General features: G+C 37.3%; 13 protein-coding genes. 7 read left to right on the top strand and 6 right to left on the bottom strand.

Translation table 11 applies throughout. The features are described 5' to 3' along the window. From ON073_RS05480 to ON073_RS05470, 3 genes are all read right to left on the bottom strand, one after another. Positions 1-1,224: PDC sensor domain-containing protein (locus ON073_RS05480; RefSeq protein ID WP_274760861.1), on the bottom strand; the 1,224-nt coding region annotated here is incomplete at its 3' end. 167 nt (positions 1,225-1,391) lie between these two features. Continuing rightward, complete coding sequence (locus ON073_RS05475; RefSeq protein WP_274760860.1) at positions 1,392-3,335, bottom strand: methyl-accepting chemotaxis protein; 1,944 nt, start codon at positions 3,333-3,335, stop codon at positions 1,392-1,394. Between the two features lie 138 nt (positions 3,336-3,473). Beyond that, complete coding sequence (locus ON073_RS05470) at positions 3,474-5,882, bottom strand: alpha/beta hydrolase family protein (protein ID WP_274760859.1); 2,409 nt, start codon at positions 5,880-5,882, stop codon at positions 3,474-3,476. Between the two features lie 189 nt (positions 5,883-6,071). On the opposite strand from ON073_RS05470, the gene ON073_RS05465 reads away from it, so the two are divergent. Together ON073_RS05465 and ON073_RS05460 are read left to right on the top strand one after the other, a co-directional pair. Beyond that, positions 6,072-7,292, top strand: a complete 1,221-nt coding sequence (locus ON073_RS05465) for a glycosyltransferase family 4 protein (RefSeq protein WP_274760858.1) — start codon at positions 6,072-6,074, stop codon at positions 7,290-7,292. A gap of 150 nt (positions 7,293-7,442) precedes the next feature. Further along, the gene (locus tag ON073_RS05460) at positions 7,443-9,410 is read left to right on the top strand and encodes a methyl-accepting chemotaxis protein (protein ID WP_274760857.1); all 1,968 of its coding nucleotides are present in this window, start codon (positions 7,443-7,445) and stop codon (positions 9,408-9,410) included. A gap of 40 nt (positions 9,411-9,450) precedes the next feature. On the opposite strand, the gene ON073_RS05455 is transcribed toward ON073_RS05460, so the two are convergent. After that, positions 9,451-10,266 (bottom strand): substrate-binding periplasmic protein, encoded by an 816-nt coding sequence (locus ON073_RS05455; RefSeq protein WP_274760856.1) that lies wholly within the window; start codon positions 10,264-10,266, stop codon positions 9,451-9,453. A 140-nt stretch (positions 10,267-10,406) separates the two neighbouring features. Between ON073_RS05455 and ON073_RS05450 the strand changes: the two genes are divergently transcribed. The 3 genes from ON073_RS05450 to ON073_RS05440 all read left to right on the top strand — a co-directional run bounded on the left by ON073_RS05450 (position 10,407) and on the right by ON073_RS05440 (position 16,531). Continuing rightward, a complete protein-coding gene (locus ON073_RS05450; protein ID WP_274760855.1) occupies positions 10,407-11,633 on the top strand; it encodes a threonine/serine ThrE exporter family protein in 1,227 nt (408 codons plus the stop codon). 692 nt (positions 11,634-12,325) lie between these two features. Then, positions 12,326-14,881, top strand: a complete 2,556-nt coding sequence (locus tag ON073_RS05445; RefSeq protein ID WP_274760854.1) for a TonB-dependent receptor — start codon at positions 12,326-12,328, stop codon at positions 14,879-14,881. Between the two features lie 288 nt (positions 14,882-15,169). Continuing rightward, positions 15,170-16,531, top strand: coding sequence for a TonB family protein (locus ON073_RS05440; protein ID WP_274760853.1), 1,362 nt, complete (start codon positions 15,170-15,172; stop codon positions 16,529-16,531). A gap of 88 nt (positions 16,532-16,619) precedes the next feature. On the opposite strand, the gene ON073_RS05435 is transcribed toward ON073_RS05440, so the two are convergent. After that, on the bottom strand, positions 16,620-18,662 hold the full coding sequence (locus ON073_RS05435; protein ID WP_274760852.1) for a winged helix-turn-helix domain-containing protein: 2,043 nt from the start codon (positions 18,660-18,662) through the stop codon (positions 16,620-16,622). A 123-nt stretch (positions 18,663-18,785) separates the two neighbouring features. Here ON073_RS05435 and ON073_RS05430 point away from each other — a divergent pair, with 123 nt between their 5' ends. Beyond that, a complete protein-coding gene (locus ON073_RS05430) occupies positions 18,786-21,416 on the top strand; it encodes a TonB-dependent receptor (protein ID WP_274760851.1) in 2,631 nt (876 codons plus the stop codon). Between the two features lie 128 nt (positions 21,417-21,544). Continuing rightward, positions 21,545-22,900: a hypothetical protein gene (locus ON073_RS05425; protein WP_274760850.1), complete on the top strand. Its 1,356-nt coding sequence runs from the start codon at positions 21,545-21,547 to the stop codon at positions 22,898-22,900. Positions 22,901-22,927: 27 nt separating this feature from the next. On the opposite strand, the gene ON073_RS05420 is transcribed toward ON073_RS05425, so the two are convergent. Next, positions 22,928-24,148 carry an iron-containing alcohol dehydrogenase gene (locus tag ON073_RS05420; protein WP_274760849.1) on the bottom strand — a complete coding sequence of 407 codons (1,221 nt, stop codon included), beginning with the start codon at positions 24,146-24,148 and terminating at the stop codon, positions 22,928-22,930. Positions 24,149-24,229: the final 81 nt, after the last annotated feature.

Here is a 24,229-nt window from a genome sequence, read left to right as displayed (position 1 = left end):
GACTTGCTCACTTAAACCATCTTGTTGATATGATAAATTAGTAACCGTTTCAAACGAATTAACCAGTGTCTTAATATCTTCAACAAGCTGTGCTTCAATTTGTTTTAAGTTTGAAATCATCCCTTGGTTATTTTCGATAACCGCGTTAAATCCTTTGGCGAGTGTGCCAAGCTCGTCACTTCTGCTTTCATCTAAACGAATGGTTAAGTCACCGTCTTGTTTGCCCATAGCAAATAATTTATCAGAGATCGCCGCGATACTACGCGCAATATGATTTGCTTGAAAAACCATTAGAACAATAAATACCAGAGCAATAACAATGCTAACTCCCATTGTTTTTAACAAAGCATTGCTGACTTGATCTGTTGTTTCACTGCTTGGTAATAGCGCAACGAGTTTAAGGCCTGTGCCATCAAGCTCTTGGCTTGCGACATAATGCTCAACACCATCTAAATCATGTTTTTCAATTAAAGCGTGATTTGTTACAGCTGATTGAGCCACTAATTTAGCAATAGCATGGTATTTTGAAATATTTGTAAACGCCTCACCCACTAAATTTTCATTTGGGTGTGCTGCGATGGTATTATCTGATTTAACTAAGAAAACATAACCTGATTGCCCAATTTTATTACTTTTTATAATCTCAGTAATGCGACTGATATCATAGCCAAGGCCTGTTAGGCCATAGACTTTGCCAAGTTGTTCTACTTTTACATTTACATAGGCAATAAGTTTATTTGTTTCTTGATGGATAGCAACTGCAAGTTGTTGTTTTAGAGGCTTTTGCATAAAGCTATAAAACCAACTATCACGAGTATCACTGCGCGACATTGTTTTTAAAATGCCATCGTTTTGATAATACTTGCCTGTTATATTCGACACCCAAAAAACCACTGCTGCATCATTTTTAGCTTTAATATGCTGGAAATAGGCTTGGATCTCAGGCCATTGATTTGAATTTTCACCTTCAAAAGCCCAATTTGTTAGGTAGGTGTTTTGCTCCATCGCATGAGCAAGTGCTAATGGTGTATTCAACTCAGCACGAATACTTGCTTCAACTTTACCAAGTAATGCCGGGAAGTATGTTTTATCATTAAATTTTTCAAATACTTGATTAAACTGAACACTTGTAAAAAGCGTAGAAAGTAAGGTACTTAAAACCAATGCACAGGTTATGGTTAAAATTAATGCGTTACGAATACTAATATTTAGACGTGTTTTCATACTACTGCTATTTATTGTAATTGTTTATGACCAATCAACATGTTGAGAGGCTAAATTGTTGAAGATTTTATTATAATTGGTACAAAGTTTCGAGCAGTAAGGTCAGTTTAACCTTGCAAAACCAGGTTAAACCAAACTTAAGTATGAGATTAATGGTTAATCGTTATTTAAACCGTGAATTCTGATATGAGTGAATTTAATTCCATCGCCAAGTTGTTTAATCGTTGTAATTGCTGCTGATCTGCAACAGCAATATCATTAAATTCTTTCGATAAATCAGCAATCTGCACCGCAGATTCGTTAATATGTTGAATTACAACATTTTGCTCTTCTGTCGCTGTTGCGATTTGCTGGTTCATATCTTTAACAGCAGTAATACTAGAATCTATGGTTGCCAATATTTGTGCAGAACTTGCAGATCTATCACTAACTTTGGCTGTAGTTTCATTACCCTGAGCAATTGCATTTAATACAATTTCGGTAGAGCGTTGAAATTGATCAATTTGACCACGTATCTCTTGCGTCGAACTTTGTGTTTTACTTGCTAAAGTTCTTACTTCGTCAGCAACAACCGCAAAACCACGTCCTTGCTCACCCGCCCTAGCAGCTTCAATGGCTGCATTGAGTGCCAATAAGTTAGTTTGCTCAGATATCGCATTAATTACATCAACTATTGAATTAATGGATTCTGCCTGCCCTGCTAATTCTTGGATATGCTGATATGCTTGACCCATTACTTCAGTAAGCTGTCCCATTGCTTCGGAGCTTGAGCTCATATGTTCAATACTTTGTTGCGTATCACTTACTGCACGCTCACTGGTATTCGCAGTATCAAGTGCTAAATGCGATACCTCTGAAACCGTGGTGCCCATTTCTGTAATGGCAGAAGCAACTTGCTCACTTAATGCGTCTTGATTTGCTGATAGATTTGTTACTTGGTCAAACGAATCAACCAAAGATTGAATATCTTGCCCCATTTGCAGTTCGATGGCTTTTAGTTTGATCACCATTGATTGGTTATTTGCAATAACAGCATTAAAGCCTCGGGCAAGTTCACCTAGTTCATCCTGCCGCGAGTCATCTAATCGCAAAGTTAAATCACCGCCTTGATTGCCCATATCAAGTAGTTTTTGACTGATACTGGCAATACTCTTTGCAATGCGGTTTGCTATCCACACCATTATCACAATAAACAAAGTGGCGATAATGCAATTAACGGCAATGGTTTTGTACATAGCAGAAGATATCTTATTACTCATCTCACTCATTGGCATTACCGCTACCAAATGCCAACCAATATCTTCTAAGGCTAAACTTGCTACAAATGAGTCAGCACCATTAAGTGCTAATTGGGTTAATTGTGGCTCTTTGCTATTTTGTGTCTTACTCAAAAAGTTTGAAAGTGGTTGATATTTATCAATCGACTGATAACTTTTGCCTACAAGTGCCTGATTAGGGTGTGCTGCGATATTACCGTCTGATTTTAAAAGAAAAACATACCCTGTTTGGCCAATTTGATTCTGGCTCACAATCTCAATTATTTTACTAATATCATAACCAAGACCAGTTAAACCTAGCTCTTGCCCGTTATGATTTACTTTGACATTAATAAATGCGGTTAAACGTTTGGACTGTTGATCAACATCAACTGCAATTTGCTGGTGAATAGGCGAAGACATAAAATTAAAAAACCACTGATCGCGTTCACTTGATGCAGACATTATTTTTAATATGCCATCGTTTTGATAGTACTTGAGGCTTTGATTTGATACCCAAAACACCACCGCCGCATCGTTTTTATCTTTAATATTAGAAAAATAACGCTGTATTGTTGGCCACTCACTTTCATTCTCACCATTTATTGCCCACTGGCGAATAAAATCGTTTTGTTCTAACGCACGCGATAGCGCAATTGGTACATTTAATTCTGCTCGAATACTTGCTTCAACCTTGCCAAGTAAAGCAGGGAAATATTCGTTTTCGTTAAATTCATCAAACACAGAATTAAATTGTGAACTGCTAAAAAGTGTTGTGAATAACGTTGTAAGAACAAGCGCAAGGGTTATTGTTGCGATAAGTGCGTTGCGAATACTGATATCTGAAAGCTTCATAAAACATCATTTTGATAAGCGATATAAAAAGCATAGACCAAAATGACATTTATAAAATTGATATTGTATTTATTCGAATAAAAACAATATCAAGAGAGAAAGTCACTGCGTTTTAAAACACAGTGACTATTAAAGTGATTAATCGTTAGTTAATAATGTTTTATTAAGCCACTGCTCTTGTTCCCAAAGCACATGTAAAATACTTTCACGCGCCCGATAACCATGCCCTTCGTATGGCAACATCACCAACCTAGCTTCTTTCCCAAGACCCTTTAACGCGTTATACATACGCTCAGATTGCATTGGATAGGTACCTGAATTTGGATCTTCCTTACCGTGAATCATCAGCATAGGTTCATTGATTTTTTCAGCATGGAAAAACGGTGACATCGACGCGTATACACTTTGACCTTGCCAAAAGTCACGCTCTTCACCCTGAAAACCAAACGGCGTTAGTGTTCGGTTATAAGCTCCGCTTCTTGCGATGCCAGTTTTGAATAAGTCACTGTGAGCCAATAAATTCGCGACCATAAATGCGCCATAAGAATGGCCAGCAATAGCAATACGAGACTTATCAGCAATGCCTTTATCTACCAGCACATTTACAGCGGCTTCAGCACTACTTACTAATTGCTTTCTGAAAGTATCATTTGGCTCCTTTCCATCAACACCAACTATCGGCATTTTAGGATCATCAAATACGGCAATGCCATTAGCAAGATAAGGCATTGGTCCCCAATAACCGATATACGTAAATTCATAAGGTGAATCACGAACTTGTGAGGCAACGTCTTTGTCTTTGTATTCCAATGGGTAAGCCCACATTAACACCGGTACTTTGCCACCCTCATAGTTAGCTGGTAAGTATAAGGTGCCGCTTAAAGACACCCCGTCATCACGGGTATAATTAATTTGTTCTTTTTTAATGTTTTTAAATTGTGGGTATGGATGCGCAAAGTCGGTAAACTTTTCCAGCGAGTTCTGCTTTAAATCACGAAGATAAAAGTTAGGCTGCTCCGTTTTTGATTCACGTAACGTCACAAGTTTTTCGGCGTTACCATCAAGTACCGCTCTCACACGTTCATAATACGGCGATTCACTTTGCCAAATGCGCGTTGATGAGCCCGTTTTGATATCAAATCTGTCTAAAAATGGAATATTTCCTTTATTTGATGCACCAATACCAGTCAGATGCATATAGCGTTCACCGACGACTTTTACAATCCGTGTACCATATTCAGATAAACCATAAACAAAATCGCCCGGATCTTTATAAGCATCATTATATGAACGTTCATTAAATAACACACGCGGGCCGTCTGGATCATTTGGGTTAATGATCTGCATGCGCACTTGTCTATCGCTAAAACGCCAATCACTTAAAATGGCTACGTTATCATTAGCCCATTCGATTCCAGAAAAGCGACGTTCAACTTTGGCGAATAACTTAGCTTCGCTCTTAAATGGTGCTTTCCAAGTGTACACATGATCATGATATGGTACGTCTTCTTTCATCGAGCCACCATCTTGTGCCTGTGCCCAAACTAGCGTAGCTGGCTTATCTGAACGCCATGAAAAACTGCGTTTATCTGTGCGAACACTATCAAATCCTTGTGGAATATCTTCAGCTAATTTTTGCTTTGCTATATTTGCGATCACTTTGCCATCCATTGTTATCACTTGCCAATCTTTAGCAAATCGCGAATAAGGTACTAAATAAGAAAATGGCGCTTCTATTTGCCCTAGCAAAATATATTCACTGTTTGGTGAAGCTCTAAATGAGCTTATAATTCCAGGGCCTGTTAAATAAGTAACCTCGCCTTTAAGCGATACTTTTGCCAATCTACTTAAGCCATAAAATTCAAACAGCGATTTATCAAGCGGTGTTTGTAATAAGTTTTGGTAAGTACGTACAGGCGCTTTTTCACCACTTGTTTGTGAAATAACAGGCACAACCGGCGCAGATTCAGCTGTTGGTGCGTCTTTATTTATGTTTGCTACAACATTTACCAACACACCTGTGCTATTTGGTAACCAGCGATATGGCATTGAAGTAATCACTGAATTAAGCGCTACGCTCTTAACCTGCGTTAGTTTTTGCGCTGCAATATTAAAGAGATATAAGTTCGCTTGCTCGGCCTGCTCTATAAAAAACGCCAAATATTCACTATTTGGTGACCAAGAAGGCGATAAAATTCGTCCATCCGGCAAACCCGTAATATTAATTTTCTTACCCGTTTTTAAATGTTTAAAAGAGATAGATAAATACTTTGAGTAAGGCCTAGAACGCGAAAAATTTTTAGGATTAAGTTGAATACCTGCTAATTTTAACTCAGGTTTACTCAGCTCTTTTAACGTTGCAATACGTTGGCGTTCAAAAAATGCCATCCATTTGTTATTAGGAGATAGTCGTGTTGACGGTGCAAGCTTAGCATCAACTACATCAGCAATTGCTTTACTGGGTAATTTATAGCCTTCTTGTTGCTCGGCTTTGGCGTGAGTTAGGGTAATCAAACACCCTACTACAATCCAATTAAAGAGTTTCATTTTATTTCCTTGTTATTTTTAACCATTTAAGAGCCTGATTATTTACTCTGTTTTTTTAGTTTTAATCCAAAACCTTCAATGACTTACTGATAAATCATTTTCACAATATTTAAAAAATCATTTCATCTCAAGCAATTGCGATAAGAATACGATAAAATTTGTAAAGTTATTTCTCCTTTTGGAAGTTATGTGAAAGTCCTTGTGATTGGCTATGTTTGGCCTGAACCTAAATCATCTGCCGCTGGCAGTCATATTTTATCAATTATGCACACCTTTTTGAGTAATGGATGGCAAGTTGAATTTGCATCAGCAGCACAAAAAACACAGCATATGTTTGATTTGGAAAGCGCGGGCTTTACGACATCTGAAATTACATTAAATTGCGATAGTTTTAATGATTACATCTTAGGTTTAAACCCTGACATTGTAATGTTTGACCGCTTTATGATTGAAGAGCAATTTGGTTGGCGAGTTGATACTTATTGCCCTAATGCGTTAAAAATTCTTGATACGGAAGATTTACAAAGTGTTAGAAATGCGCGTCACGCAGCGCATAAAGCTAATCGTGAATTACAAAGTGAAGATTGGGCAAGTGATCTTGCTAAACGGGAAATAGCAGCAATTTTGCGCTGTGATTTATCTCTGATTATTTCAGATTTTGAATTGAGTTTGTTAATCGAGCACTACAAGCTAGATAGCAATTTGCTTCATCACTTACCCTTTATGCTGGACACAGCTAAGTTACAACAAAACCCAAATTACAATGAACGACAGCATTTCGTCACAATCGGTAATTTTAGACATGCCCCTAACTGGGATAGCGTACTTTATTTACAATTTTTATGGCCGTCAATCCGTAAGCAATTGCCGCAAGCAGAACTTCATATTTATGGCTCTTACCCGCCTCCAAAAGCCACAGCACTTACAAACACTAAACAAGGTTTTATTGTTAAAGGTTGGTGTGATGACGCCTATGAAGTAATTAAAAATGCCAAAGTATTATTTAGCCCATTACGTTTTGGCGCAGGTATTAAAGGTAAGTTTTTAGATGCTATGGCATGTGAAACGCCCTCAATAACCACCCAAATTGGTATTGAAGGTATGTTTGATGAGTGTAATTGGCCAGGATTAGTTGCTAATACCGATGAAATGCTGATTGAAAATGCAATTTCGCTTTATCATGACGAAGCACTCTGGCAGGAAAAATCAGGTTTATGTCATTCGGCGATTAAAGCAAAATTTGCAATGCCATCACTTGCAAGTGCCTTAATTGAGCGTGTAAACGCCATTAAAGACAATCTTGCAGAGCACAGGTTAAATAATTTTGTTGGTGCCATGCTAAAACACCATAGTCATGCAAGCACAAAATACATGTCACAGTGGATCACTGAAAAAAATAAAAAGCGCTAAAAGTGCCCCTATTCCACAAAGTTTAAAAGAGAAGCACACTGTGATTGCGCTTCTCGTTTACAAACTATAACAATTCTCATTACATTACAGTTTTATTACAATGTAACATATTGTACTTTGCCTACGCCTTCAACTTGGACAATAAACTGCATGAATTTAAAACAAAAACTATTGCTTTCTTTTATTACTCTCGCTTTGTTACCTATTGTTATTATCACAATAATCTCAATTTCTATTTCAAATAGCGCACTTGAAAAACAGGCCTTTAATCAACTTACGTCTATTAAAAATATCAAAGCAACTGAAATTCAAAATTACTTTGAGCAAAGTAAAGCTGATTTATCATTGATAGCGTCTTCATGGAAAAACTTTGGAGATGTGACTAATCAGCAACTAGCTGAAAAAAAACATGATTACTTCACTCGCTTTATTACCACAAATCAGTATTACGATTTGTTTTTAATAAATTCAGACGGCGATATTTTTTATTCGGTTGCAAAAGAAGCCGATTACAACACTAATTTATTACATGGCCCCTATAAAAATTCAGGCCTTGGTAAGTTATTTACTCAAACATTGGAAAAGTCCAAATTTAATATCATCGATTTTACACCTTACGCACCAAGTAATAACGAGCCTGCTGCATTTATTGCACAACCTCTAATTCAAAACGGTGAAATTAAAGGGGTAATTGCGCTTCAGCTTTCAATAACAAAAATCAACAAGCTAATGCAACAACGTGATGGTATGGGTGAAACAGGTGAGTCTTATATTGTTGGTGAAGATAAACGACTGCGTTCAGATTCATATTTAGATCCTGTAGGCCGCTCGGTTAAAGCAAGTTTTGCAGGTAATATCGCTGACAATGGTGTTGATACCGTAGCCGTAAAACAAGGTTTAAATGGTATAAGTAGCACTGAAATAATTAAAGACTACAATGACAACGCTGTCCTATCTGCGTTTATGCCCGTTAGTTTTGAAAATCTAAATTGGGTTCTCATAACTGAAATTGATGTTGCTGAAGCGTTTGCAGCAACAACTAAAATGAAAACATCCATTTTATTTATTGCTTTTATAAGTTTACTGATTGTGTGCATTTCAGCATTACTGATCACGCGTTCCATCTTATTGCCTATTGGCGGCGAACCTAAAGCAATGCACAAACTTGCAATGCAAATTGCTGATGGCGATTTAACGTATGATTTTAGTCAAAATGACAATGCACATGGTTTATTTAAATCGATGAAGCAAATGAATCAAAATTTATTCCGCGTTATCTCAAGTATATTATCTTCAAGTGCGCAATTATCGAATACTGTTGAGCAAACAAGTGCAACAAGTATGCAAGCAAAAGCAAGCCTAAAAGAACAGCATATAAATATCGAAACAGTGTCATCAGCAATGCATGAAATGACCATGACAATTGAAGAAGTGGCGAACAATGCAAAAGATTCTTCAGAGCAAACCCAATTAGCGGCATTAAAAAGTACCGAAGCAAATAAAGATATAAACCAAGCCTTAATTGCAACAGAAGAACTGAAAGCATCTTTGACTGAGGCAAATGAAATAATAAAACAAGTTGAGAAAAAAAGTTTAGGAATTAATTCAGTACTTGAAGTGATCCAAGGCATCACTGAACAGACAAACTTACTCGCTCTTAATGCGGCAATAGAAGCAGCACGTGCGGGAGAGCAAGGTCGTGGCTTTGCTGTTGTCGCTGATGAAGTACGACAACTAGCATTTAAAACACAACAATCTACTGCCAATATCGAAAAAATGATTCAAGAACTGCAATCAGATACACAATCTGCAGTCTTAACCATTGAACAAAGTACAACGCTTGCAAATACAACGCTAACTAAAGCACAAAGTAGCAAAAATACGATGATGAATCTGTTAAATGATATGGAAGTGATTACATTAAATTCTGAAACCATCGCAACAGCAGCATCTCAGCAAAGTATTGCTTCGGAAGAAATTAATCAAAGTATTATCGCTATTAACAATGCGGCTATTGAAAATGCATCCGGTGCAGAACAAATTGCAGCGGCGAGTGAAGAGTTAAAAGCCCTTACTCACAGCTTAAATAAATTAAGCGCGCAATTTAAACTAGATTAGTTTTGAAATGTTATAAAAGCGGCGAAAGTCGCTTTTTTGCTTAGTGTAAACAGCGTTTTGCTAAAGCCAGCTCTTCCTCAGAAATATCAGTTACTGCAATGGGTAAGTAATTTCTTTTTATAGAATCAATCTCACCGTTTTGTTTCATACTGTCAATCGCTTGTTGTAACTTAACAACCATCACGTTTGGTAAAGCATTATTTAGTGCTAAAAAGTTTCCCAATAACTTATCATCGTTAATATGATAAGCAGGTTTTACCTCATCTGCCTGTAAGCGTTTGTTATCAATATGAAATTGTAATGTATTTGCTGATGCAATAAACAAATCTAACTTGCCCAGTTTAAATGCTGTGATTTCAGCAAATTTTTCAGAATAGTTAATATAGTGCTTATGCTCCTCCAATCCCCAATTTTGAAGAATGTTTTCATAAACATCCCCTTTGTGTAAACCCACAGTAAACTTTTTAAGTTGTTGATGATTGTAAATATGAATATCACTACGTTTTGCCAATTTATAAAAACATGCGGGGCTTGAAACCAAAGGTCCGACCCATTGAAAATGTACCTCACGCTCAGGCAAGCGAGATGTAGAAATTAAACCAGCAAATCGTTTTGATTGGGCTAAAGCCATCGCCCTTTGCCATGGAAATAATTTAAACTTGCAGCGTAAATCTGCAATTTCACATGCTCGTTTTACAATATCGTGGTTTATACCCACAATATTATCTTCTTCAAGAAAGTTGTAAGGCGGAAATTGCTCAGTAAAAATAGTAATTACTGGTGATTCGTTGGCTTTAATTAAAAATGGTGCATGCAACGCAACCAAAAATAACCAAATCCCGTATCTGAAATTCAAATTAAGTCCCGATAAATAGTGCGCTCTTTTTTAAGTATAATTAATTTATTATATTTATTGATATTAAACATAAACAAAACTAGACAAAACGTAAATAAAACTTAAAATTTGCAGGTCAACACATTTAATAGATTTACACATTGAACACTGCTAGTTTCACGCAAAAACGCCGCTTTATTGTAAAGCTAGGAAAGATGCTACATAAATTCGGCACTCCCGCGTATCGTTTAGAAGCTCACTTGGAGAATCTAACGACATTCCTCGGTTTGAAAGCCTCTTTTATCATTACGCCCACCGCTTTAACCTTTGTTATTTGGACGGAAGGCCATGAAGATGAATACACGCATGCTGCAAGGGTTTCTCCAGGAGAACTTGATTTAGGTGCGTTAGCCCGTACAGATGAATTAGTTGATAAACTGGCTGATTACACAATAACGCTTGAACAAGCTGATTTAGCACTTGATGAAATTGCGAATATGCCTAATCCTTATAATCGCTTTGCGACCGGTCTGGCATTTGCAATGTCAGGTGGTGCGTTTGCGATGCTAATGGGCACAAGTTGGAATGATGTACTGTGGTCTTTCTTAATTAGTACCGTTGTATATTTGTTTGTACTGTGGTCCGAAAAGTCAAAGCGTGTTGCTCATATGCTGGAACCAGTAGTTGCAATTGTTGCTGCAATTTTTGCGTGTGCTATCAGCGCTTATATCGATCCAGGTATTAATATTCGAATGGTTATTTTATCTGCCATCATCGTATTTATTCCAGGCCTTGCATTAACGCTTGGTTTAGCTGAACTATCCGCTCGCCATTTGGTGTCTGGTACAGCTCGGGTTATGGATGCATTAATGTTGCTGTTCAAACTTTATTTTGGTGCATTCCTTGGTATCGCAGTAGGCTTTGCCCTGTTTGGTCAGGCTGATTTTGTTGCTCCACCGCAAATCCCTAAATGGACTGCTTGGCTTGCTATTGCCATTTTATGTATGAGCCTCATCATAATTTTTAGAACTAAAGCAAAACATGCTACTTGGTCTATCATTGCAGGCTTTGTTGCATATGGCGCTAGTATTGCAGGTGCATTCTATCTTGATTATGCCTTAGGCACGTTTGTTGGTGCATTTGCAGTTGGTGTTTACAGTAACTTTTTTACCCGAGTCGCAAATGCCCCAGCCTGTATTGTTGCTATGCAAGGCTTAATTGTACTAGTACCAGGAAGTAAAACGTATATTGGTTTAAATTCTTTAATTTCTGGGCAAGAATTTATTGCAAGTACGGGCATTGGCCAGCAAACTTTTTTAATTTTTATGTCATTAGTCGCAGGTTTAATCTTCGCGAATGTAGCATTGCCACCTAAGAAAAGCCTCTAAGAATTCACTCTTTTATTACATCATGGCGATCATTTAGTCGCCTTGATGTAATTTTCAATTGCTTTGAATATACCCTCTTTATACTCAATTTAATCGTTCATACATCACAACAACTTAATTTAAAGCTATTTACTTAAACCTTCTTAAATCTAGTAATTTAAACAGTTAAATTTAATTACCATTTCTACAAGAATCGATCTTACAGATGTCCAAAATAGACATAGACATAGACATAGACATAGACATAGACATAGACATAGACATAGACAACTAAAATAAAGATAAGAGTAACGCATTCAAATATCTTTAAGAGGTTTAAATTCATTATGGACTTCACAAATCACTACTAAAACTTGTATTTGTCTAATAACCTAACAGTATTAAGTTAACCTAAGCCCTTGATTAATGCAGATGACAATTAAAACGCATAAGAAACACTTTAAGTAATATTAACTTATTAAATAAATTTAAAATTTAAATTCCTTATTTATCATTTAGTTATACGTTTCATTTGCATATTTCACAATGATTCATCTGAAATCAATACCATTCACAACTAATCATGTAGCTATTACCACACCCAAGTGATTTCGCTTGTTTAATTTATGACACCACATTAAGCGGCTTGATCACTTGGGTACTTTCACAAAGGAAAATAACAAATAAAACTTATTATATAGCAAGGGGAAACAATGGCTTTATCTACCAAAACAAAATTAAGCATCGCTATTAGTCATGCTTTAATAGCTGCAAGTATCTCTTCTTCTCATTTATATGCAGCTGAAGAATCTAATTCAGCAGAGCAAAGCGATGTTGAAGTTATTCAAGTTAGAGGGATCCGCGGCAGTTTAGTAAAATCGCTTAATACTAAACGTTTTTCAGGTTCTGTTGTTGATGCAGTTACTGCGGAAGATATCGGTAAATTCCCAGACCAAAACGTAGCTGAGTCATTGCAACGTATTACAGGTGTTTCTATTTCACGTAATTTTGGTGAAGGTGAACGCGTGAGTATCCGTGGTACATCTGAAAGTCAAAATAGAACATTACTAAATGGTCAAGCCGTTGGTTCTGTAGATTGGTGGACAAACTCCCCTGCTAGTCGCGGTTTTAACTACACCATGCTACCGTCAGAGATTGTCTCTGGACTGGAAGTTTACAAATCACCAGAAGCTAATATTGATGAAGGATCTATCGGTGGTACCGTAATAGTAAGAACACGTAAACCACTTGATTTAGAAGCAAATAAAATTGCTGGTAGTATCTTGGCACAACACAGCGAAGTATCAGGTAAAACAGATCCTCAACTCAGCGGTATGTATTCTTGGAAAAACGATGAAGAAACCTTTGGTGCGTTAGTATCGGTTATACGTCAACAGCGTAATTTACGTCGCGATGGTATTGAATCATGGAGTTGGACACACCGTGATATCGAGATGGAAGATGGCACCATTCATAAGAATGTATATAGCTCAGGTGGTGGTGGTTCAGCAATGTTCTCACAAGAGCGTATCAGAACAGGATTCAATACATCACTGCAATACCGTCCAACTGATACGTTAGATATCACCTTTAATGCCCTAAATTCAACGCTTGAAGCAAATAACGAAAACCAAAACTTCCTATGGTTACCTGGCTACGGCGGCTCTAAATACCAAGATGTAACCATTATCGAGCATGACAAAGTTGGTAAAATGCTTATTGCTGGTACATTAGGTCTTTCACCAGATGGCAGCAATATTTTAGATGAAACCAAAGTTCGAAACTCAGAGCTAAAAACACAATCATATGACTTAAAAGCCGACCACCAAGGTGATATTTGGCAAACATCAGTTCATTTAGGTTACACCAAAGGCTCTGGTGGCTCTCACGCTGACCGAAGTGTTGGTTGGGGTGGCAATGTTGTTCACTCATACGATGCATCAAGTGTTGAAGATATCAAAACAAGTTATGCCGAAGACCCAGCTGATGGCAGTAAATGGTCGCTTGATTTCTTACGCTATGACCAAAACAATGCAAAAGATGATGAACACTATCTACAACTTGATTTCACACGCCCTGTAGATGTTGCTGTGTTTAGTAATATCAAATTTGGTGCGAAGTACCGTGATCACAGTCGCTACAATGAAAAACGCCAAACAGCAACAAGAACTGATTTAAATTGGTCTTTAGCTGATTATTCTCTCACTATGCCTTCTGATTATTTATCTGGTTTAGGATCATCAGGTACGCTCAGAAACTATGCAATCACAAATTCAGATAAAGTAAGACGTGAAGGTGATGCGTTAGGCTGGGATTATAACTTATTGAAAGCAAGCACCTTTGAGGTCAACGAAAAAATCGTTGCAGGTTATGTTAAAGCTGATATTGATGCAGAAAGCTTACGTGGTAATTTAGGTGTACGTTTAGTTCAAACAAACCAGGATACAGGTGCGTATGTAGGCGAAAGCTGGCAAACACAATCAAAAGATTACTTTGATGTATTACCAAGTTTAAACCTTGCAATTGATTTAGATGATGACTTAATTATGCGTTTAGCTGCGGCGCGCGTGATGTCACGTCCGGATTATAATTCGATGACACCATCAACTTCATATAATTTAGAAACCAAAACAGGTACAGGCGGTAATCCAGATATCGACCCTTACCGAGCGAACCAGTTTGATATTAGCATTGAGTGGTACTTTGATGAAGCCAGCTTATTCTCTGCAGCAGTATTTCATAAAGATATTCAGTCTTTCTTAGACTCACAATTATCATTAGAAACGCATGAAGGTGTTGGTATTCTCGTTAATCGTCCAGTAAATGGTCGAAGTGGTACCATTCAGGGCCTTGAATTAGCAGTGCAACATGATATTTATCAAGGACTTGGTGTAATGGCTAACTACACTTATGTAGATGGTGAAGCAAAAGGCCCTAATGGTGAAGATATTACGATTCCAGGCAACTCTGAGCACACAATTAACTTAAGTGCATATTATGAAAATGAATATGTTAATGGCCGTATTTCTTATAACTACCGAACAGGTTATGACACAGGTTTAGGATGGCCAGGTTATGTCGCCGATTATGGTCAAATCGATGCAAACATTAACTACAATGTGACCGAAAATATTACCCTTGTTCTTGAAGCGATTAATTTAACTGATGAACATACTTTCAGTTACCAAGAAAAAGGTGTTGAGCATGCGCTAACCGGAGTTTATGCCGACGGTCGTCGCTATGTTGCGGGTGTTCGTTTCAACTTTTAATTCTGAAAAAGAGTAATTTTGCACTTTCGAGTGCATACAGCTAACACAGGACTGCCCCCTATTGTATTGCTCTTACACTTCAGAAACCCCAAAACAGCGAGTTTTATACTCGCTGTTTTTCTTTTAGAAACTAAATTGAATTCAATATGTTATTTAGTTATTCGTCAGGGTTTAAAAAATCAAAATATCAATTTAATTTCTAACTTACTTTGCGTATTCTTAGGGTCTATTGGCCGTTTAAGTTCATTGTCATCTTAAACTAAGCATTATTATTTCTGGTTTTATTTTTTGACTCGCATTTTTAGCTTATTTTTATTCGTTATATTATTGATTACGCATAGTACGCTTCGTGCGGATCTGCTCGATGCGTCAATCAATTACACTAATGGTGAATATGATAATGCCTATAAAGAATTCCACCAGCTAGCACTACTAGGAAATAGTGATGCTATGTTCAATATTGCCGTTATGCATCTTCAAGGGCGTGGCGTTGCAAAAGACCTAACCAAAGCATATGCCTGGTTTTCTGTTGCCAGTGACTTTGGAATAGCTGATGCAAAAAGTGCAGCACTTCAAATTGAGTCCCAAAGCAAAAATAAAAACAGTTTAAAAAGCGCTTACAAAGCACTTTCTAGCCAGCATAACTACCAAGATTATTTAGATACTCTCGCGCCAAATTTTAATGAGCGTTATATTCCAAATACACAGCCCAAAAAAACCTTCAATGTTGATCCTGTTTATCCAGAGCATGCTGTTGAGCGAGGAATTGAAGGCTGGGTTTGGCTTGAGTACGATATTGATAATATCGGTGCCGTTAGAAACATCGAAATAATCGATAGTTATCCTGAGAAGACATTTGATAACGCCCTAACCCAAGCAGTTAAACGTTGGCGTTTTGAAAAATCATCCCTACTCCCCATTAAACGACGTAGCTTACTTTATCATTTCACCACATTTAAAGGTAAACGCTACCAACAAGGGTTTGCCAAACAGCAACGTGCATACCATAAGCATATTGCTGAAATAATTGAACAAGCAGAAAATGGCAATGCATTATGGCAATATCGAATTGGACATTGGTTGTCTACAAATAAAAACAATGCATCTAAACTACTCAAGTACCATTGGCCAGCACAAAGTGATGCTATGATGTTAATGTTATTATCAGCTAAAAATGGATTTCCATTTGCGCAATACCGTATAGCAAATCAATTATTGTTAGGTGAAAAAACCCAACAGGATCGCAAAAAAGGCCTTAACTGGCTTTTAATGAGCGCTCAAAATGGCTTTATTCATGCACAATATCGCTTAGGTATTGAGCTATTAGTAAAACAATCTGTGCAGTATGATATTGCTAAAGCTAAACTCTGGTTACAACAAGCCAGTGAACAAGGGCATATACTTGCAAATTTAGCGCTCGCACAGATTTTCATGGATGAAAAAAATAGTCAATTAGCACAAAATCACATCACAAAAGTGCTTGAAGGTGACAGCCGTAATGCGGATGCCATGTATCTAAAGTCATTAATTTATCTAGAGAACGAAGAGTTAGATGTTGCTAAAAAATGGCTTAGAAAAGCAATAAATGAAGGTAATTCACAAAATATTGATATCAGTAGCTATCAAGCTTTACTTAACCAACTCAACTAATACTTCTTTTGCAAAATAAAAAACAGCATTTTCCACTATTAATGGATAGCGACCAATACTAAAGAATTCGTCTAAAAGTAAATTTTATCTACTTCTTTTCGACAATGACTAAATCAGATTGTAAGTTATTTACTTGGTTAACAATCACCTGCTGACCAATTAAATCTGTTGTAATGGTTAATGGTAAGTCTGTTTGAAAACCATTTAGTGCAAGTGAAGAGACTTCAATATATTCCCCACTGTCAAATTCGTAGTTGTAAAGTGTCAATGTTTTCCCTTTTTTTACAACAAAATAAATACCGAATTGATAAACACTTGGTGAAAATAGATTGGCTGATGGTACAACGTTATCAAAAAGCAGAGGATCATAAATACGCTCAGCTAAATACTCCCCAATGGCTTTTGCATAATTACGATAGCCATTATTTAAAAGCGTACGATACTCTCCGTTAGCTAACATAAAATCAATATTTCGTGTTTGTGCATTTGGCTCCGCTACGCCTGTAGATAAATTGTAATACCAGTTCTGTGTTGTTTCACCTGATTGTTTTACATAAAAAATCCCTTCGCTTTGTGCTTGCCAATGAACATTATCAAACTGCCCTTTTGCAATAATCACACTATGCTTTGTGGCCAAGTCAATTAACAATAATTGCTTATCGAGATAGCTAATCAATAGGAAATTTCCATTGGGCGAAAATGACAAAACATCGGGTAATGTTTGCTCATTTACTGAAGTAACATATTGAACACTGACATTATTAAAATGCCTAAGCCAAACAAGCTGTTGATCATTTTGTTTATTTTGCGTTAGATATGCGTATTTATTGCCACTTGCTGAAACTGTTGGAAGTAAAGCTGCTGTCATTGATGAGCTAATTGGTTGCAGCTTGTTATTTTCAAGCTTAAATAATCCTATTTCATTGTTTGCAATACTTAATGTTACTGTTTCTAACTTTGGATTTACTGTTAATTCGTTTAACTTGCCTAGTGGCAAAGGTAATTCACCAAAGCGTTGTTCATTTTGATAATAAACTAGGCTATTTGCACCCACCCATAGATTATTTTTATCTGCTGTAATAAATGACATGTTTGGCACATCAATAGACAGCGCTGTCTCAATGTTACCTATTAAATCGTATTTATTAATCGTGTTATCTTGCTTCGAGAGCACATAGAGCTGGCTTTCTGTAACGCTAAAATCATCCACATTATCAATGATCACCTTGCCTTCACCAAATGCTCTTGGAAAGGGCTCAAAGGTGAGTTCATAACGGACTAACTGCCTATTAAAACGCGCAATCATCACATTTTGCTTAGGCCAACTTAAGTCGATATTGGTCAAGCTTGTTGGGCAATCTGCAAGTTTGCTATCGAGCGATAGCCGCCAAGTTTCAATGGCACTTGCTGTTGAAACAACTCTAATATTGCATTGCAATGCGTCTGAACGAATATAAGCAAGCCACTTTTGATCTGGTGAAAAAACGCCTGCCTGCTCTGAATAATTTGCATCTTTAATGATGTGTGAGGTCTGCTGCTGTAAGTCCATCACGGCCAGATCTGAATGCGGTTGGTTAATGGGTGTATAGTTAAACACCATTAAATTACCATCACTTGAAAACGACACCCCTTCTTCAATACCCGCACGCTGTGTTAATACGCGCGATTGGTAAAGTGCAGCCAAAGGCTCTGACGTTGTTGCTATTGATAAAAAATACTGAAATAGTGCCCCAAACACTAAGCATAAAAAGCCAAAAAACACTGCTTTCTTTGTTTGTATTGGGCTTTTGACTTTTACATCATGTGAAATGGGGGCAATTAATTGATAACCAATACGCGGTACAGTACGAATAATGCCTTGATCGGTGCGATCATCACCTATGGATTTTCTAAGTTCTGTGACCAATTTACTCAAAGAGTTATCACTCACAATAACATTTGGCCAAATCTTATCGAGTAATTCATCACGTGAAACCGCTTGTCCTTGGTAGCTGATTAACAACTCAAGTAATCTAAGTTGTTTACTTTCAACTTTGTGCCAAACACCGTCTCGTTTAACTCGCATTCCAACAAAATCAATTACAATTTTGTCTATTCGAATTAATGAGTTAGCTAAAGACGTATGTGGCAAAATTAGTCTGGCCTTATAACGAGTAAATAAGTATTATGAAGATTGCATTTTAAGCGTTTATAAACACACAAGTAAATAATCAGAAGGGATATTCTTCTGGCGCTAAAATGTAAGGGGGGGCAGATGCAGCAACACAAAAAATCAAAACACACATTCTTAGTTAATAAGAACATTATGCATAAATCGTTACTTGTTTGTGCATGTGTTGCATCCCCGACTCTATTTGCTACTGAAGCAAAATTGATTGATCTAGATACCATCGAAATAAGAGGTATTCACAAAAGCTTAGTTAAGTCTCTTGCCGACAAAAAACAACATCAAGCGATATCCGATGTTTTAAGCGCACAAGAAATAGGAAAATTTCCAGACAAAAACGTTGCCGAAGCCTTACAACGTGTTACCGGTATTTCGTTAACGCGAGTAATGGGCGAAGGTGAACGTGTCGGTGTGCGAGGTACTACACCAGGCCAAAACCGCACGTTCCTCAATGGCCAAAATATCGCATCTGCAGATTGGTGGATTTCATCTTTACCCAATCGTGGCTTTAACTACACCATGTTACCTGCAGAGCTAGTCAGTAAATTAGAAGTGTTTAAAACGCCTCAAGCACATCAAGACGAGGGATCTTTAGGTGGTGCGATAAACATTAAAACCCATCGACCACTGACGACTGATACCCAGTTTATTGCAACACTCCAAGGCCAATATAGCGACTTATCAGAGCAAACTGATCCCCAGCTATCTATTTTTTATAACCATGTTAATTCTGAAAAAGACTTTGGTGTGCTTTTCACCCTAACCCGTCATCAACGCACATTAAGGCGAGATGGTTTGGAATCTTGGGGATGGCATAAAGCCAATTTTGATGTATTAGACAATGGCGATTTACGTTATAGCGACAATGACAGCGCTGACATACAAAATATTTGGACACCCGGTGGTGGTGGCTCTGCGTTATTTCAGCAAAAACGTTTACGTACAAGCGCTACCATGGCAATTGATTATCAACCCAATACTGCGTGGCAATTTGAGCTAGACCTTCTTTATTCTGAACTCGACGCTGACAATACCAATCAAAATTTTCTCTGGCTGCCGTCTAATGTATTTGCACGTGGCGGAGTTATTACAGATCACCACATTGATAATGGCACACTTAGCTATGCTAATTACAGCCAAGTAAGTGATGATGACAGCATTCCGTTTAGTACCTCAATGGAAGCTATTTGGCGTCAATCAAATATAAAAACCAATAGCATTAATCTCAAAGCAGATCACACCATTCATTTTTGGCAAAATAGTTACCAGTTTGGCTTCACACGTGGCAGTGGAGGAACCTATGATGATAACACATCACAGTGGTCATCTAATTCGGCATTTAGTGTCGATACAAGTCATAAACGTGATATTCAAACTGCATATCAAGTAAACCCGCAAACTGCTAGCGAGTGGCAAATAAGTGAAATTCGCAATGACTCTCAAAACTCGGTTGATCAAGAGTGGTATTTACAAGCCGATTTTTCCAAAGCCCTAATTCACAATATTATTGATAGCATCGACTTTGGTGCAAAATATCGCAATCACGAAAGAGATTTTATTAGAAACCGCTCAAACAATGGCGGCTATAACGATATTAATGGATTACTCAATTGGACATTAGCAGATTTTGCTGCCCCCTTTCCTGACAATTACCTTGCTGGTATTGGCTCAGATAAAACCTTAAAAGCCTATGCATTTGCTAATACGCATTTACTTGCCAATGAATATCAGCAATATGATTTTTCAAAGCAAGTAGAACAAGCTAGTCGCTTTGATATTAAAGAACAAACCACAGCGCTTTACGGTAAGCTGAATCTTTTAACCGAGCTATTTAATGCGAATGTTGGTGTTAGAATTGTAAACACACAGCAAGATGCGGGTGCATATCAACAAATAGCTTCAACCTTAGCGTCACAACCAAGTTATGTTTGGCAGCAACAAAGTAAAAACTACACTGACGTGCTTCCCAGTTTTAATTTGAACTTTGACCTTGCCGACGATGTTTTACTGAGGTTTGGTGCAGCAAAAGTAATGGCCCGAGCGGAATACCATCACTTAATGCCATCAACTAACTACAATGTAACTCAAGCGCAAGGACAAGGGGGAAACCCTGAGCTTGATCCCTACAGGGCTTCTCAATATGACTTATCTTTGGAATGGTATTTTTCTGATTTAGGGCTACTGTCAGTTGCCACATTTGCTAAAGACGTAAAATCTTTTATTGAGTTCAACCGCCAATTAGAAACCCATGAAGGCATTTTAATGACTATTGATAGGCCTATTAATGGTGCAGGAGGAAACTTATGGGGCATTGAAGTAAGTTACCAACAAGAGTTTTTACAGGGCCTTGGTGTAATTACCAATTATACCTATGTTAATGGCAACAGAGATGGGCAACCGACACAATCGGACATCCCAGGCACATCAAAACATACAATTAACTTAACGGGTTACTATGAGAATGAATTGTTTAGTGCGCGCATTTCGCATAATTATCGTACTGAGTTTTCTACCGGCATAGGCCTTGAAATGGCAGATGATTTTTCGCAATTAGATGCCACATTTAGTTACCATCTGACACCGAATATGTCTTTAAACCTTGAAGGTTTAAATTTAACAGATGAAATAACCTACCTCTATGAAGGTAATCATTATTCACCTAAAGCTGTTTATCGTAACGGACGACGAATTTATTTTGGAGTACGATTTATTTACTAAAACGTTAACTTTTGTTAACAATGTTATTATTCGTAACCCATTGTAATAATAAGTAAAACTCATTATCTAGTCATTTTTTCCGTGACATACTCATTGACGATAAATCAATCGTTCACGGAAAAAGAATAATGACCCTTATAAAAAAATCTTCAGTTTTAATATTAACTGCGTTACTAGCAGCATGTGATAGCAGTGATGAATCATCTGGAACAGGTTATGTACAAATGTATAATGCCAGTAGCAATAGCCCAAATGTCTATTTAGAAATCGATGATGTGGTCCGCACCGGTGCAGGATTTGGACAAGTCACTACTCGCCATAATTATAACAATGATGATTATGAACTGAATTACCTCTACATTAATGACAATGACGATTACATTGCGTTATTGGATGACAACGAAAACCTATCCATTAAAAGTGATGTAAAGCACCTAAAAGTGCTTGCTGGTGACTATAACGAACCACAAATAAAACAATTTGAAATTGCCGAGTTTGATAAAGAAGATAAGTTTCAATTAGCAGTAATCAATACCGTAGCTAGCGATAAAGAATACGACCTTTACCTTGCAAAAGATGATTATGACTTTGTTGATGCCGAATTTATAACAACTACCAGCTATTTAGAGCTGCCAGAGCTTAACGAGTTAACAGAAGATAACTACACCTTTTACGTCACGTTAAAAGGTGATAGCAATATACTCTTTCAATCAAGTATGGTTAATTTTGATGATGAAGAGACCTATGTAGTGATGATAAGACCAAGCTTCTCAGCTGAGGCTGGGGGTATAATTCTTGATATTGTCTCTGATGCGTCAAGTGTTACATCGCTTACCCATGTGGATGCAAAATCCCAAATGCGCTTTTATAATGCAATTGATGAATACGCAAATGTGAGTTTCAAGGCCATCAGTACTAAAGATGATATAAATACTGATCTTGTAAGTAAGGATATTGCAACTGAATACCACAGCGTGAATGCCGGTACATTTACATTATCAATGTTAGATAGCTCAAATAACCTAATTGTCAGTAACTATGTTGAAGCCGTTAATAAAAACATATCTTTGTTAAGTATTTTCTATCAGCATAGCGCTGGCTACCCTGCAATGATTTCAGTTACTGAAGATCTCACTCCGAATGAAGTATCCCATAAAGTCGAGGTAGTTAATTTAATTGATACATCGCCATTTGATACAAATGTCAGTGAAGTTGATATTTATTTTACTGAGGGCAATGAAACAATTGAAGATACCACAAGTTATATTAAAGATATCGATGCATTTGAAACCAAATCACTCTATCTAGACTCACAAAATTACGACTTAACAATTACTTACCAAGCTAACAATCAAACAATTAGTATCTTGCAGCTAGCCGATTTAGATTTTTCACATAAGGGAAATTATATTTTGATCCTTGAAGAAGATTATACACAAAGCGACGGTTACAAAGTCACATTACTGAACACCTTAGCATTATAAAAAGGCTGACTTAGGTGAAAGCCTAAGTCACTTTTCACAAATTTTATGGAGCACCTTTTCAAAGCGTGCCAAGCCCCAAAACGAAGGTACAGGGTAATCTGGATGCGCTTCTTTACTAGCAGCATGCGCCAAATGAGGAATATCCGAAACTTTAATGTCTGGTAAAGTGGCTTGAATATTTGAAGCAAGTTTTAGCTTTTTAATTACCTCAATTAAGCAAAAGACTTTTTGTTCAATGTTATCTTGCTGCTTTGATAAGCCGCAATAATCGGCTATTTCAGCAAGCTTGCCATAAATCTCGTTACCAAATTCAGTTAAAACCACGTCTAATAACACAGCATTCGCAAGTCCATGAGGTACATGATATTTAGCGCCTAGTTGATGGGCAATGGCATGCACATAGCCCACTGAGGTTCGGGTAAACGCTTCACCAGCATAAAATGATGCGTTAAGTAAATGCGCACGACACGTTAAATCTTGTGGCGTTTTCAGCACTAACGGCAAATTATCAAAAATTAGCTTGCATGCTTTTAGTGATTGTTTGTTTGTAAAAGCCGTACCATTGACGCCAATATAAGCCTCGATAGCATGGGTTAATGCATCCATTGCTGTCGTTGCCGTAATAAATGCTGGTAATCCTTGCGTTAATTCAGGCATTAAAAGCGCATATTTTGGTGCTAAACAATAATCCGCAATGGCAAATTTTTCGTGTGTCTTTCTGTTTGAGGCAACCGCTGCCACCGTTGTTTCAGATCCAGTGCCTGCAGTAGTCGGTACTGCAGTAATCACTGGCAGTTTTGTAAGAACTTTAAACAGACCTTTTAATTTAGTTAAGGGCGTTTTAGGTCTGGCGATACGAACGCCAATTAACTTACTTGCATCAATTACTGAACCACCACCAATAGCGATAATACCTTGGCAATTATTGTTTAAATAAGCCAAATAACCTTGTTCAATTTCTTTGATATCTGGATCAGGCAAAATACCTGAAAATACGGTGGTTTTTATACCATTATGATTAAGAAAGGAGATTAGTTTTTCAGGAATACCCAAGTTCAAAAGGGCATCATCGGTCACCACCAACATGTGCTCAATTTGATTTTCTTTCACTTCACTAAGCCAATTATCAAGCTGCTGTGATGTAAAACAGCGCGGCCGCGGAATTGGATAAACTAATAACGCAACACGAAGTGCAAAGTGGTAACTTCGATAAAGCAGTGCCTTTACTGGGCTTAGCGTATTTTCCATAACCTATTGTGCCTAATCATTATTAGAGCAAATATCCTAGCACAATTTCTTGCTATACAATCAAGGATATAAGAAAATTAA

The organism is Pseudoalteromonas sp. G4, assembly GCF_028875915.1.
Taxonomy (GTDB): Bacteria; Pseudomonadota; Gammaproteobacteria; order Enterobacterales; family Alteromonadaceae; genus Pseudoalteromonas.
Note: the sequence above shows the minus strand (reverse complement) of the source record. Positions and strands in the feature narration are given on the sequence as shown.